The organism is Candidatus Symbiopectobacterium sp. NZEC151 (assembly GCF_025962655.1).
Classification (GTDB): domain Bacteria; phylum Pseudomonadota; class Gammaproteobacteria; order Enterobacterales; family Enterobacteriaceae; genus Symbiopectobacterium.
This window is the reverse complement of sequence record NZ_JAGFPE010000003.1, coordinates 338,646-353,321: the sequence shown is the minus strand read 5'-3', so window position 1 is coordinate 353,321 and position 14,676 is coordinate 338,646. Positions and strand designations below refer to the sequence as shown.

Annotated in this window: 10 protein-coding genes; 7 read left to right on the top strand and 3 right to left on the bottom strand. The window is 47.8% G+C overall.

Features of this window, described 5'->3' with window-relative positions:
• The 5 genes from J5067_RS12340 to J5067_RS12320 all read left to right on the top strand — a co-directional run bounded on the left by J5067_RS12340 (position 1) and on the right by J5067_RS12320 (position 5,570).
• On the top strand, positions 1–990 hold the full coding sequence (locus tag J5067_RS12340; RefSeq protein WP_264643969.1) for an ABC transporter ATP-binding protein: 990 nt from the start codon (positions 1–3) through the stop codon (positions 988–990).
• On the top strand, positions 987–1,868 hold the full coding sequence (locus J5067_RS12335) for an ATP-binding cassette domain-containing protein (RefSeq protein ID WP_264643970.1): 882 nt from the start codon (positions 987–989) through the stop codon (positions 1,866–1,868). Before J5067_RS12340 ends, J5067_RS12335 begins: the two co-directional genes overlap by 4 nt.
• 35 nt (positions 1,869–1,903) lie before the next feature.
• Complete coding sequence (locus J5067_RS12330; protein ID WP_264643971.1) at positions 1,904–3,334, top strand: M20 family metallopeptidase; 1,431 nt, start codon at positions 1,904–1,906, stop codon at positions 3,332–3,334.
• Positions 3,335–3,406: 72 nt separating this feature from the next.
• Positions 3,407–4,339 (top strand): LysR family transcriptional regulator, encoded by a 933-nt coding sequence (locus J5067_RS12325; protein WP_264643972.1) that lies wholly within the window; start codon positions 3,407–3,409, stop codon positions 4,337–4,339.
• 214 nt (positions 4,340–4,553) lie between these two features.
• Positions 4,554–5,570 (top strand): 1-aminocyclopropane-1-carboxylate deaminase, encoded by a 1,017-nt coding sequence (locus J5067_RS12320; protein ID WP_222160934.1) that lies wholly within the window; start codon positions 4,554–4,556, stop codon positions 5,568–5,570.
• 37 nt (positions 5,571–5,607) lie between these two features.
• Here the strand turns inward: J5067_RS12320 and J5067_RS12315 are convergent, their stop codons facing one another.
• Entirely contained in the window at positions 5,608–6,111 is a 504-nt protein-coding gene (locus tag J5067_RS12315) for an Lrp/AsnC family transcriptional regulator (protein ID WP_264628249.1), read from the bottom strand.
• A 412-nt stretch (positions 6,112–6,523) separates the two neighbouring features.
• Here J5067_RS12315 and J5067_RS12310 point away from each other — a divergent pair, with 412 nt between their 5' ends.
• Both J5067_RS12310 and J5067_RS12305 read left to right on the top strand, forming a co-directional pair.
• A complete protein-coding gene (locus J5067_RS12310) occupies positions 6,524–7,801 on the top strand; it encodes a NupC/NupG family nucleoside CNT transporter (RefSeq protein WP_264643973.1) in 1,278 nt (425 codons plus the stop codon).
• A 34-nt stretch (positions 7,802–7,835) separates the two neighbouring features.
• Positions 7,836–8,573 (top strand): 4'-phosphopantetheinyl transferase, encoded by a 738-nt coding sequence (locus J5067_RS12305; protein WP_264643974.1) that lies wholly within the window; start codon positions 7,836–7,838, stop codon positions 8,571–8,573.
• Between the two features lie 27 nt (positions 8,574–8,600).
• Here the strand turns inward: J5067_RS12305 and J5067_RS12300 are convergent, their stop codons facing one another.
• The gene (locus tag J5067_RS12300) at positions 8,601–11,378 is read right to left on the bottom strand and encodes a hypothetical protein (protein ID WP_264627622.1); all 2,778 of its coding nucleotides are present in this window, start codon (positions 11,376–11,378) and stop codon (positions 8,601–8,603) included.
• 296 nt (positions 11,379–11,674) lie between these two features.
• The gene (locus J5067_RS12295; protein ID WP_264651224.1) at positions 11,675–14,485 is read right to left on the bottom strand and encodes a hypothetical protein; all 2,811 of its coding nucleotides are present in this window, start codon (positions 14,483–14,485) and stop codon (positions 11,675–11,677) included.
• Positions 14,486–14,676 lie beyond the last annotated feature (191 nt).

Sequence of the window (14,676 nt, the reverse complement as noted above, 5' to 3'; positions counted from 1 at the left end):
ATGAGTCAGGATAGCTTGTTGGATGTCAAAGACCTGCGCGTCGATCTTCCCACGGCGCGTGGCACCTTGCACGCGGTGCGCGGTATTGATTTCTCGGTGCGTAAAGGCGAGATGCTGTGTCTGGTGGGCGAATCAGGGTGCGGTAAATCCATGACGTCGCTGGCCCTGATGGGCCTGTTGCCGCGCAAGGCGGTGCGCAGCGCGACGCACTTGCGCTTCAAAGGGCAAGATCTGCAAACGTTGAACAACAAACAGATGGCAGCGATCCGCGGCGATCAGATCGCCATGATCTTTCAAGAACCGATGACCTCGCTGAATCCCTCCTACACGCTGGGCGAACAGCTATGCGAGACGCTGCACGCGCACCGCAAGGTAACGCCGACCCAGGCAAGGGCACGCGCGCTCTATTTAATGGAACGGGTCGGTATTCCGCAGGCTGGGGACCGTCTGCGCCAGTATCCGCATCAGCTTTCGGGGGGATTGCGTCAACGTATCATGATCGCTATGGCGCTGATGTGTGAGCCGGAGCTGATCATCGCGGATGAGCCGACCACGGCGCTGGATGTGACCATTCAGGCGCAGATCCTGCGCATGCTGCGCGAATTGCAGCAGGAACTAGGGACCGCGGTGATTTTCATCACCCACGATCTGGGCGTGGTGGCGCGCATCGCCGATCGCGTGGCGGTGATGTATGCCGGTCAGATTGTTGAGACCGCACCGGTGAAGGAGCTGTTTGGGCATCCGCAACATCCCTATACCAAAGGGCTGATGTCGTGCATTCCGGTGCGGGGAAAAACCGTTCCGGGCCAGTTGCTACAGGCAATCCCCGGCGTGGTACCCAGTCTCATCGGCGCGCAGCAAGGGTGTGCGTTTCGCAATCGCTGCCCGAGCGCGCAGGCCTGTTGCAGTGAAAATCCGCCTTATGTTGCGGTGACGCCGCAGCAGCACGTGCGCTGTGTACAGGCGCAAGCCTGGGAGGACGTGGCATGAGCGAAACGGTAACGGCGTTTGGCGCGGTACAACCCGCCCCCTACATTCCCGGCAATGACGATTTGGCGTTAGAGCTTTGTGCCTTGAGCCGCGAATTTCGCCTTAATCGCGGGCTGTTTGCGCGGCCCGGTATCTTTACTGCCGTCAATAACGTCTCTTTACGCGTGCGGCGCGGTGAAACCTTGGGGCTGGTGGGCGAATCCGGCTGCGGTAAAAGCACGTTGGCAAAGATGCTGCTGGGGCTGTTGCCACCGACCTCGGGTAACGTCCTGATTGAAGGGCGTGAAATCGATGCGGGCGATCGCAAAGCGCTGGCGACCCGCATTCAGCCGATTTTTCAGGACCCGTACTCCTCGTTGAACCCGCGCCGCACGGTGGCCGATATCGTCGACGTCGCGCTGCGCCTGCATAACATCGGCACCCCGGAAACCCGTAAGCAGCGGGTGCAGGAGATGCTGGACCGGGTTGGGATGCCAACCCGAACCCACGGGCAGTATCCCGGCCAGCTTTCCGGCGGTCAGCGCCAGCGCGTCGCCATCGCTCGGGCGCTGATCATGCGCCCGGCGATCCTTATCTGCGATGAGCCGACCTCGGCGCTGGATGTGTCGGTTCAGGCGCAAATCCTCAATCTGTTGATGACGCTCAAGCAGGAACTCGGTCTGACTTACCTGTTTATCAGCCATAACCTGGCGGTGGTGGAGCATCTGGTGGATCACGTTGCCGTGATGCGCAAAGGGGTCATTGTCGAGCAGGGGACGCGCGAGCAGATTTTCGAAACGCCGAGGCACCCCTATACCCAAGCTCTGCTCGCGTCAGTGCTGACACCGGAGCCGGGGCTCGGCATTCCCGATATTTCACCCAGTTACAGCGGATTATGACCCGAACACGGCAAAATGAAGAAGGATGCAGGCAGATGACGCGTGAAGAATTGATGCAAGCGGCGAGCGACTATATGGCGTCTGGTGCGTTTTTGGAAACGCTGGCGCGGCGGGTAAGTTACCCAACGGAAAGTCTGGTCGCAGAGCGCGCGCAGCAGATAATGGCCTACCTGACGGAAGAGATGGTGCCCTCGCTTCAGGCATTAGGCTTTGAGTGCCGCATTGTGGATAACCCGGTCGCGGGTAAATGGCCTTTTCTGCTGGCGCGCCGTATCGAGCCCGAAGCGCCGTTTACGCTACTGACCTATGGTCATGGCGATGTGGTGCTGGGGGATGAAACAAACTGGTTGGAAGGGGTCGATCCCTGGAACGTCACGCCGGATGGCGATCGCTGGTATGGACGCGGTACGGCGGATAACAAGGGTCAGCACACCATCAATCTGGCTGCTCTGATGCTGGTGCTGAAAGCGAAGCAAGGGAGGCTTGGCTACAACCTGAAGCTGATTCTGGAAATGGGGGAGGAAACCGGTTCCCCCGGTCTTGATGCCCTGTGCGCGAACTACAGCGACTGGTTGGCGGCGGATTTGTTTATCGCTTCTGACGGCCCGCGCGTGGTGGCCGAGCGCCCGACGCTGTTTCTGGGCTCGCGCGGCGTGTTTAACGTTGAGCTTCAGGTCAAACTGCGTGAAAGCGCGCATCACTCCGGCAATTGGGGCGGGCTGTTGGCAAATCCCGGCATTCGTCTGGCCCACGCGTTAAGTAGCATTGTCGATGCGCGTGGACGCATTCTGGTGCCGGGATTACGCCCGGCAGTATTGCCCGAGCAGGTGCGTTATCTGCTGCGCGATATCGCTTTGGGGACTGGCCCCAACGATCCGGCCATCGATCCTGACTGGAACGAGCCGGGCCTGACGGCGGCAGAGAAGCTCTACAGTTGGAATACCTTTGACGTGCTGGCCTTTACCACCGGTAATCCCGATAAGCCGGCCCATGCCATCCCGCCAGTGGCGCGGGCGCACTGCCATATGCGCTACGTGCCTGGCAGCGATGTGGATAATTTTCCACGTTATTTGCGTGAACATCTGGATGCGCACGGGTTTGAAGATGTCACGATGGTCACCCCCGATCACTGCTTTACCGCTACGCGCCTCGATCCCAGCGATCCCTGGGTAGCGTGGGGCGAAGCCTCTATTGCCCGCAGTACCGGGAAAAAAGCCGCCATCCTGCCTAACTTCGGCGGCGGCCTGCCAAATGCCTGTTTTTCTGAAACCTTAGGGCTGCCGACGCTGTGGGTGCCTCACTCCTATCCGGCCTGTAGCCAGCACGCCCCTAACGAGCATTTACTGCAATCGGTCGCGCAGGAAGCGCTGCAACTGATGGCCGGTATGCTGTGGGATCTGGCAGAGCAGGGGGCAGCAGTGTGCCATCAGCGGGAGCAGCAATCCGCCGTCGCCACCGTTGCTTGATACTGTCATTAGCACTCGCGCGCACCGATTTTCTGGTGCGCGCGTTGCCATTTTTAAGCGCAGGAGGTTGCCATGCATAACACCGAGATCCGCTACTTTATGGCCGTGGTGAGTACCGGTTCGCTGAGCGCCGCCAGCCAGCAACTTTTCGTCGCGGTTTCCGCCATCAGCCGACACGTCCAACGGTTGGAGAAACGTTTGGGCATGCCGCTGTTTGAGCGCAGCGCGCGCGGCATGGTGCTCAATGATGCCGGGCAAATTCTGGCAAACCATGTCAGACGCAGCATGGCGGATATGAAACTGGCGATCGCCGAACTGGAGGGCCTCAAATCTCGGCAGCAAACCCCGATTCGCGTGGTGTGTACCGATGGCCTGGCGTTGAATCTGGTGCCGCTGCTGCTGGCGCGCTTTCGCCAACTGCACCCTGAAGTCAATTTCCATTTGATTGTCGGCAGCGGCCAGCAGGTGCCCGAGTGGGTGCGGCACGGTGAAGGTGACGTGGCGATTAAATTTAGCCTGGCGGCGGAGCCGGGGGTTGACGTTATCGCCTCGTTTCCCGCGCCGGTGACCGCATTTATGCATCGAGAGCACCCGCTGGCGACGCGCGATTTTGCCTTGTCCGATCTGAATGCCTATCCGCTGGTGTTGCCGGACCAAACCGCCACCATCCGACAACTGTTCGATCTGTGCTGCCGAATGAACAGCGTGTTTATCGAACCGGTGTTTACCAGCAACCAATTTTCTGCGGTGTTTGGCTATGTGCGTAACGATCGCGATGCGATTGGTATCTGTAGCCATTTTTCGGTGATGGGGCACATGCTCAACGACGATCTTCAGATCCGCAGTGTTGACGTGGAGCCGCTGGGGCAACGCATGCTGCAAATTCAGACCGAGATCGGGCGTCCTCGGACCGCACTGCTGGCGAGTTTTTGTCAGTTTCTCAAGCAAACGCTGACGGAAATGGACCGCCAAGTGCGGCAGCGTTATGGGATGCCAGAACACTAAAAAATCGTGTTAATTTTATTTCGTTATTTATTCTTAATGTGGTTTTTTGATTCTTATAAATGCATTTATCTGTTTTTACTGGTCGAAAATTGGATTAATAACGCAATTTAAATTCATCATTAATTTGTTAGTCTGTTTTTACGGCGTGAGGATATTTCCCGATGAAATAGCCATCTCCCGTTTCCCTAATGCCACTTTATTTTGGAGCTTGATGATGAATCTGGAGAAATTTCCCCGCTATCCGCTGACTTTCGGTCCCTCTCCCATCACGCCGTTGAAGCGATTGAGCGAACATCTGGGCGGTGATGTCGAACTTTATGCCAAGCGCGAAGACTGCAACAGCGGCCTGGCGTTTGGCGGCAATAAAACCCGCAAGCTGGAATACCTGATCCCAGAGGCGCTGGAACAAGGGTGCGACACGCTGGTCTCGATTGGCGGTATCCAATCGAACCAAACGCGCCAGGTTGCTGCCGTGGCGGCGCACCTCGGCATGAAGTGCGTGCTGGTTCAGGAGAACTGGGTGAATTATGCGGATGCGGTCTACGATCGGGTCGGCAATATTGAACTCTCGCGCATTATGGGGGCGGATGTACGCCTTGATGCCGCTGGGTTCGACATCGGCATTCGTCAAAGCTGGCAGCAAGCGATGGAAGAAGCCGCGCAAGACGGCGGAAAACCGTTCCCGATCCCGGCTGGCTGTTCTGAGCATCCACTGGGTGGATTAGGCTTCGTCGGCTTTGCCGAAGAAGTGCGCCAGCAGGAAAAAGAGCTGGGTTTTACTTTCGATTATATCGTGGTCTGTTCCGTAACCGGCAGCACCCAGGCGGGGATGGTGGTGGGTTTTGCCGCTGACGGGCGCTCTCGCCGTGTTATCGGCATTGACGCTTCCGCCAAACCGGAACAAACCAAAGCGCAAATTCTGCGTATTGCACAGAACACGGCAAATCTGGTGGAGCTGGGCCGTGAGATCACAGAAGAAGACGTGGTGCTGGATACCCGCTACGGTGGGCCGGAGTATGGCTTACCCAATGAAGGCACGCTGGAAGCGATTCGTCTGTGCGCCCGCACCGAAGGCGTATTGACCGACCCGGTTTATGAGGGAAAATCCATGCACGGCATGATCGACATGGTGCGTCGCGGTGAGTTTCCCAAAGGTTCCAAAGTGCTGTATGCCCACCTAGGCGGTGCCCCGGCACTGAGCGCTTACAGCTATATTTTCCGTAACGGCTGATTCTGGCGGCGCTGCTGGCCCGTTTGGGCCAGCGTTATCAAAAGGGTAACTGCGTGGTTGAGAGCACCTGACGCAACCCCATAAAGGAGCGTATTTGTCGCACTCCGGGCAGGAATAACAACTGCTCGGCATGTAACTTATTGAAACTTTGATTATCTTTGGTGCGAAGCATCATCATGTAATCGAACTCTCCCGTCACCACATGACATTCCATACACCCACTGATGTTTTGTGCCGCCAGTTCGAAATCGGCAAACGACTGAGGCGTCGAACGGTCCAACACCACGCCGATAATCACCACCATGCCGGCATTTAACGCTTCCGGATTCAGCAGGGCCACCGTACCTTTTATCAATCCAGCCTGTTTTAAACGTTCTACCCGTCGCAGGCAGGCCGGAGGGCTGAGATTAACTTTTTCTGCCAGCGCCACGTTGGAGAGTGAGGCGTCCTGTTGCAGCAGTTGCAGGATGGCGTAATCGAATTTGTCGAGGTCAGCGGACTTTTCTTCTGTGGTGGTTGGAGATAATGTTTTTGTTTTCATTGTGTTGCCCTTTATTCGTCGCCTATAACCCATGCTGCATAACATAAAATTGCGTGTTGTAGCCGATATCGTTCAGCTAAAACCATCAATTATCCTCAGCGCTGCTGAAAATGAACGCTATACCCTCGCAGCAAACAATATTATTAACACATCGCTTTTCCCAATAACCATAAGAAAAAACGATGAGAATAGTGTCCTGAGGTGTTTGGATGCCCATAAGGTGTGGAAAAAGAACGTGATAGAAATCCCAGATGCGAGGGTTCAAGCATGTCAGAAAGTGTTCAAATGTGACAAAAAATGCGTATTTCCCGAGTGGCCGCTTTATAATCCGCCTTTGACGTTTTTCGGGCAATCTGGCCCGAGATGAATAGTCTATCCTTGATTTTCAACAACGCATAAAAGGGAACTTCTTATGCAACTCATTATGAGTCTTATTGGCATGGCTGTGTTGGTGCTGGTTGCCGTTTTGCTTTCCAGTAACCGCAAGGCTATTCGCCTGCGCACGGTGTTGGGCGCTTTCCTGCTCCAGATTGGTATTGGCGCATTGGTGCTTTATGTGCCGCTTGGGCGCAAGATATTGGCAGGGATGACCGAAGGGGTTGCCCTGATTATTGGTTACGGCAACGAAGGCGTATCGTTTATTTTTGGTGGCCTGGCGTCCGATAAGATGTATGAGCTGTTTGGCGGCGGTGGCTTTGTGTTCGCACTGCGGGTGCTGCCGATCATTGTCTTTTTCTCCTCGTTGATTGCCGTGTTGTATTACATCGGGGTGATGCAATGGGTTATTCGCCTGCTAGGCGGAGCGCTGCAAAAGCTGTTAAAAACGTCGCGTACTGAATCGCTTTCGGCGACGGCAAATATCTTTGTCGGGCAGACGGAAGCACCGCTGGTGGTCCGTCCCTACATTGCTACCATGACGCGCTCGGAGCTGTTTGCGGTGATGTGCGGCGGGCTGGCATCCATTGCCGGGGCGGTGATGGCGGGCTATGCGCAGATGGGCGTGCCGTTGGAGTATCTGATCGCTGCCTCCTTTATGGCCGCGCCAGGGGGCTTGTTGTTTGCCAAACTGATCGTGCCAGAGACGGAAACCACACACGACCATGAAACTCACTCCGGTTTTGTGAGTGCCGATGATGAGCCTGCCAACGTGATTGACGCAGCGGCCAGTGGCGCGGCTTCAGGGTTACAGCTGGCGCTCAACGTCGGTGCAATGTTGCTGGCGTTTGTGGCGCTGATTGCCTTGCTCAATGGCATCCTGGGGGGCATTGGCGGGTGGTTTGATTATCCACAGCTCTCTATGGAGCTGATTTTAGGTTGGTTGTTCGCACCCGTGGCTTTCCTTATTGGGATACCGTGGCAGGAGTCGACGGTGGCGGGGGCCTTTATCGGCCAAAAACTGATTCTTAATGAGTTTGTTGCCTATCTGAATTTTAGTCAGCATCTCAAAGCGGACGACGCCGTAGCAGCCCTGGGATTGCAGGTGCTCTCGGATCAATCGAAAGCCATTATTTCGTTTGCCTTGTGCGGCTTTGCCAATCTGTCATCGATTGCGATTTTGATTGGTGGGCTCGGCAGCATGGCGCCAAACCGTCGTCAGGATATCGCGCGTTTTGGGCTGAAAGCGGTCGCTGCGGGAACGCTTTCAAACCTGATGAGTGCAACCATTGCTGGATTCTTTCTGGCGCTTTAAAGCCTGACCCGCAGCAGGGGGAGAGTGTACGTTAATGACCATCTCGGCGTTTGTCGGCAATATTGAATGGATGACACTGCCTTTGCCCACTGGCGAGGCTGTGTATCCTGGATTCTGCGCCTATTGTCGCTTCAACCCAGAGGCTTACCACGATACGCTTTATCATCGTATTGATGTGCCCTTGTCTGCGGAGTTGGCACGCTCGGTGCCCAAGCGCCGCGCTGAATTTCTTGCCGGGCGTTATCTGGCGCGCCATGTGCTGGAAAAACTCGGTATAAACCAGTTTACGCTGCTTAGCGGCCAGGACCGCTCACCGGTGTGGCCTGAAAATCTCTGTGGCTCTTTGAGCCACAACAAAGACAGCGTGCTGTGCGCTATTCACCGCCGCAGCGACGTATTCAGCGGTGTGGGTGTTGATGTGGAAACGCTGATGAGTGACGATCGGGCCGCTTCACTCTGGCCTGGTATCGTCGGTGATGAGGAGCGCCAATGGCTGCAAGGAGTGGATATGCCGTTTTGTCAGGCGCTGACGTTGAGTTTTTCTGCCAAGGAGAGCTTGTTTAAAGCCATCTATCCTTCGGTACAGCATTACTTTGATTTTTTGGATGCGCAAATCACCGTGCTCAATCAGGCTCAACAGGTTTTCGAACTGCAATTGCAAACCACGCTAGCCCCTGAATTTCCCACAGGTCGGCGCTTTAGGGGGGTATACCGGATGATGGCTGACAAAGTCACCACCTTCCTCTGTCTTGAATCATCGACGGTTGCCTGACGAGAACCGCGATACTCAGGCACGCATTCAAAGGAAACGGTAGTTGCCTGTTATTTTCGTGGGGATTGGCGTATCGGCATATTCAAGTGATAGCTGTCCCAGATGCTTTTTCAACGCCATCGCTTTGGTTTGTCTGAAATTCAGCAGCACATTGGTCAGTGATGATTTGGTTTGTACCCTTTCGCCGTAACTGTAGAGATCAACGGTGTGCAATTGATATGTCGCCTCGCTTTTAAATTTGGCAATCCGCTGACGTAATTCCTTCAGTTTTTTTCTCTCTTGAAGCCTGTTTAGTACATTCGGCGTGCTCTCTAACGTGTTTAACGCATGTTTAAATTCCAATAATCTCTTTTGGTCATTGATATTGATGTTGTATTTTGCAACAAGACTGTGACTCAGTTTTTTATTTAAATCGTTTCTGTTTTTACTGGATGCGCGGTCGGCGAGTGTGCGCAACGTATCAGCATATGGCTGTGGACGAGGCTCCCCCTTAAACACATGTTTTAATGTCGTCTGTTGCTGCGAGGCTGATAGGTATCTGGTCAGCAAACGGCCTTGCGGTAAATTAACCGGTTTGTGCAACCTTCGCGTCACCTTCAAATTTCCTATCTTATGCATGGGACGAATGATTTCCCCAGTGTCAGTGAGGGTGGCTAACGTGTTGTAGACTTTTTTAATCTGCTTATGGTTACGTCGTTTGGGCATCGACCTTTTTGGGGTTGCAGTTCTGCCTCGGGTACGACTGTGTTTAAAAACGCTTTTTGTTTTTGATTTGGCGCTCATCCCCTCTTCGATAAGCGCAAGGCGATAACATAACTGTCCATTGTCGTTGATAGTGTTGGGCGCAATAATGTACTTTTCTCCGGCAAAAAAAGTGCCAGAGCCGGAAAGTAGCGTTAAGGTGCTTTTTTTATCGACGGCCGGCTGCTGCGCTGTATCTGAACATCGGGTTTCTTTCTTATTGTTATACGTGAATACCGAGGCACTGACCCCGCTACCACAAGCTAGCCGAGGCGAGTAAAGTCGCGTATTTTCAACGGGTGTTATACCCAACGTTGCACGTAATTCATTAATTTTCATATCCAGAGACAGTGAGGTGCCATATTCACTGAGCTGTCTTCTTTTTACTGCTATCTGGTGATTGTCAAAAAAGCTATTTTTGTTATCAATGTTGGATGATTGATCGAGAAGTGATTTAAACTGACAGGGAGTTAGTTCAAATGATAAATCTAATTCCTTGGTTTTATACAACGTTAAGAGGGCATTTGCCTCAAAGGGCATAACAGAGAAAAAATTAATGCCACTCTGGCTAAGTAACGTTGATTCCAAGCCCTGGCCTGTTCCTATCAGTAAGGTGTTACAGATTTTTCTCTTACGGGTAAATACTAATTTTATATTACCTGTTGTTGTCTTGGTTAAAATCAGGCAATGCGTTTTCGCGATTGAGAATTTGGCTCCGGCGAACCAGCCTGGATGAAAAGGCATACCATTTTGTAATAAGCTAAAAAAAATGGAAAATTCATTTTCCTTGCTCAAGGTAAGTGCATCATTTGTTGCAAGATTTTTGATGATAGATAATGTTTTTTTTGCGAATGTATTTTCTTCTGGCATAAATTCTGGAAGATCATTAATCAACGGTGAAAAATCATGCTTAAGACCTGTTATAGACGTATTCACTAATGATTCATGTGATAGGCTTTTTTTCTCTGTTCGTGTTATCAAATCCTTGGTTACCGATATGGCGGCATTGATGCCAGGATCTGCGAATTTGATTCCTTTCAGTAATTTTTCTTTCCTGCTGCGCTTTGCTTTATTTTTTTTGAGGGCTAAGCGGATAGGATCGACCATTCGGGAAATAAATGGTATCGGTAGAGAACGAAAATTCCCCCACCGGGTTGATGAAAAGGGCTGCCCACAGTGATATTTCTCATACACATCGCCACCTAAAAGTGCGTAGAACCCTTGCGGCGGTTTATGGCTTGCCTTTTTTTTTCTGAGCAATGTTCCGGATATATTCTTAGGATCAATATAGAATATTCTTACTTTATCTCGTTTTAATGCCTCTATTTGCAACATATTTCTACACCGTTTGACGGAAACGATGTGGTACTTTTTGTTAAATAGCGGCTTTATTTTGTATTCCATGAGATTATAGTCATATTTTTTGTTTCCTGCTGAATATGCACTTAAGTATAAATTGTTATTCCTGAAATCAAAATGAGCGGTGTTTCCGTCACATCCTTGAAGTGAAAGATCTGTTGATAATGGTGTGGGCTGTTTCTTATAGGTTACGTTGATGATTTTAGTCGTTTCTTTTTCAGTGTCGACACTGGTGTTGGTGCTAAACTCAATGGAGTAATAAATATTTTTATTTTTTTGTTTTGCAGTGAGTTCACCCTCGGTATCGATATATAATGATTCAAATGTGATATTGCTTCTGTCTCCTTCCCTATTGAGAGTGTAATAAGTATAATCGTTCTTTTTACTGTGTTTTCTATATAAACCAGAGAGTAAATTCTGGCACTGACCTTGTATCAATATAAGATCGCCTTCCTGATCGAGCGTTACTCCCATGTCACTGATCAAAGGCATTCTACAACTCCCTAGAAAAACATAATCCTTGGTATTGATTTTACCGATCTTACTCGGTGTCAATGTGACGTCTTCAGAAATGATGTCTGGCAGTCTGTGATACTTGTTGTGATGGTTTTTTTTAGTGATGATACTGTGAGTTGAGTGGTGAATAAAAGAGATGTTTTTGATTAATGTATTAGAACGCGTTGGTGAAAATTCAGATGCTTTCATGGTTCGCACAGGAATGATCGATTTTGTTATATTCAATGGCAGACGTAGTGATGTTGTCATAATCAACCTAAGGGTTACGAAATGTTTATCCTAAGCGTCGATTAATGTAATGCATTAAACAGCTATTTAATTTAATAAAACCTCTGGATTTAAACTGTAAGAAAAAATTCTCATAACCTAAATATAAAATAAATAATTCCTTCATTTCTTTGTCACAATCGATTGATCCGTTATTCAACGAGTTGAATCTTTTCAAAGAACTCGTGTTATTACTCTCTGCGATATTCCCTGCTGCGTTACTCTAGCACATGTAGATTGGACACTATCCGGTAAGGATGCGTTGTATTTTCTTTACTATATTCAAATGTTATGTTTCCAAGAGGCCTTGTTAAAGAAATGAATTTCCCATCATTAAAATAAAAAATGAGATTTGGTATGGTCGAGGAAAAGGTTGAAAAACAACCTGTACTCATTAAATCAATTTTAGCTAATAAATATGTTGCATTCTCTTTAAATGATTTCACTTTAAAATGCAGTTTATTTATTGAGATTTGCAGTTCCTCTCCGCTTAATTGTGAAGTATTATCCTTGATTATTGCAATTTCATGTTCGAGATCTTCCTTATCCTTTTTACTTTCTTCTGTCAGTTTATAGTCTGTCCTTATATGATAGTTTATCGTTTTTCCCATACTGTTTCTTTCTTTGTTTATAAGGTCATGTTTTGTCTTTTTAAGTGAATCAATAAAATCCTTATGTAGGAGAACGTCCTTGATTGAGTTATTTTTTTTCTTTAATAAGTGTGATTTTACTTTCTTGTTTTTTTTGCATATCAATTCTAAATTTGTCAGGCAACGAATGTCATGGTTTTTTTCTATTTCCATATCCATTTCATTGAGCGATTCAATAACATCAGATAACGTTTTTTCGGTTCTATCAAGAAAATTTTTACCGCTAGTATACTGATGGGATTTATTTATATATGCCTGGCGGCTTACTATGTTTTTACTGTTTGACTCTTCAACAATCGGAAGGGGGAAATAGTAATCATTATTATTAATATCTGTTGACACTATTGGCATGATTTTGTTTTCTCGAACCAGTTTTGCATGTGGTGACAGAGCCTGTAATTCAATTTTTTTGCTGACGCTTTCACCTGAATCAGGTGTGATATTGGTTTCTTTGGTAAAATTTATTGAAAGTATATCCCCAGATAGCATGATCCCGGCAGTGCTTCTCGGCGCAACAATGTAATTACCTGGTTCATAGCCTGTTCCCATTTGAAGTCTGAATTCAAGTGCTCTTGCCTCAATGGATAATTTATTGGTATATTCATTTTTTTTGTTAATGGATATGTTGTTTTCTCTTTCATCGAGAAATTGAATCAACTCACTTTTTTTACTGCTTTTTTCGATGAAAGTTGAGAGATCTTTTTCTTCTAGCTTTAATGACATAGTTCTGGTTTTATCCATTTGTGAAAATAAAATAATATTCGACTCAACAGGCAAAATGGTAAAGTAGTCAATGTTAGGTGTTTTTAATAAGGTTTTTTCTAAACCTTGCCCCGTGCCGGCTAACAGCGCTATTAACGCTGTTAACCTATTATCAAAAGAACAGGATATTTCGTTGTCATCACTTTTAGTAAAACTGACGCAATGTTTTTTTGAAAGTGCCCCAACAATACCAACAAAATAGGCAGGGGATAATGGAAAACCGCCTCTGGCTATACCACCAAAAAAAGATATGTCGTTAGATTTTATCAGAGATAATTGATCGCCATTTTTAAGATTTTTTAATATGTTTGGTATGGCAACGTTAAGATCTTTTTTACAGATTATGCTGTCAGGTAGTTTTCCAATCAGCGAGGTATAATTATTATTCATATTGGTGATGTCGCTAGAAATCTTTCCTGTTTTTTCGGATGTTCTACACAACGATGAAAGATTTTTTATCGTTGATACCGTTGCGCGTATTCCTGGGTCTACAGCATTTACCATTGCATAAAAGGATTTTTTGTAATGTTTCTCATACCAATTGTGTTTAGATTTTTGTAAGTTTATTCGGAAACTATCAATTGCATTACCGAAAAGGGGAATCCATTTGCTGCTAAAATTACCAAGGCGTGTCGAGCTAAACGGTTGGCCCGAATCATAATGTTCATGAGGATCTGAACCCAATGCAGAATGTAGATTTTGTGGTGGTTTATGAGAGAGACTCTTTACGTTTAACGTGGGCAATTCTATTCTATTTGGATTTAGGTAAATTATTCTCTTTTTTCCATTATGAATAGTTTCAAGTTGAAGCACATCCCTCGTTTTTTTGACCGAAAGTATAGTGTACCCCTTGAGTGATTTTATTTTCACAAGAGAATCATATTCTTTGTAATTGACTACATTGTTTTCTTTTTTAAATTCAGATAAATATAATTCGTTATTTTTGAATGTAAATGTTAATGTGATGCCATCTTTTCTCTCAAATTTCAGATCTTCAGCTCCCCATTCACCTTGTTCTGTTAAACGTAAAGTGATGTTTGCGTTCGATTCAGATGAAGAATATGTTCTACAGTTCTTTTCTATATCAATAGTGTATTGCTTTGACGTGTCTTTTATTCTTCCTGTTAATTTACCATTTTCATTTATGCGTAATGCATCAAATAAGTAATCATTATTATTTGTTATGTCGTGAGCACTGTAGCAGCAGTATTTCCTTTTCTTGATATATTTGTTGTATAAACCTGATATCAACTCCTTGCGCTGGCCATTAATAAACGTAAGCCTACCCTCCTTATCCAGCGTGATCCCCATGTCCAAAAAAGATTCTGTTTCGCAACTACCCAGATAAAAATAGTCTTTGGCGTTGATGGATGAGGTGTCTTTAATCATTGTTGGCACTAATTTTATATCGAGACTGACCTCTTTGGCTGCATCAGAAAGCATTGATTCATAAGATTCTTTTAATTGGTTGATGCGCCGAAAGTCGAGCGCAGAGTTGCGAATACGCGAAATATCAGAATGTGAGGTAGGGAAAGTGTTCGATCTTTCTCTCATTCCTTCACAAAGGTTATTGTTGACTTGGTCTGATAGGTTGGATTTTATCTCTGCAATCAACATGCAGTACCTCTACCGATTGAATAAGTGATATTGATTAAAAACATAATGTAATCGATAGCGTGGGAGTTTATTTTTCAAGTATCGACTGTTTTTTGTATATTTTCATTTTTTGTAATAACGACATGGTGTTGGAATGGAAGTTACATAGCGAAATTGAATATAAATCGTCACAATTATTTCTGATGGAAATT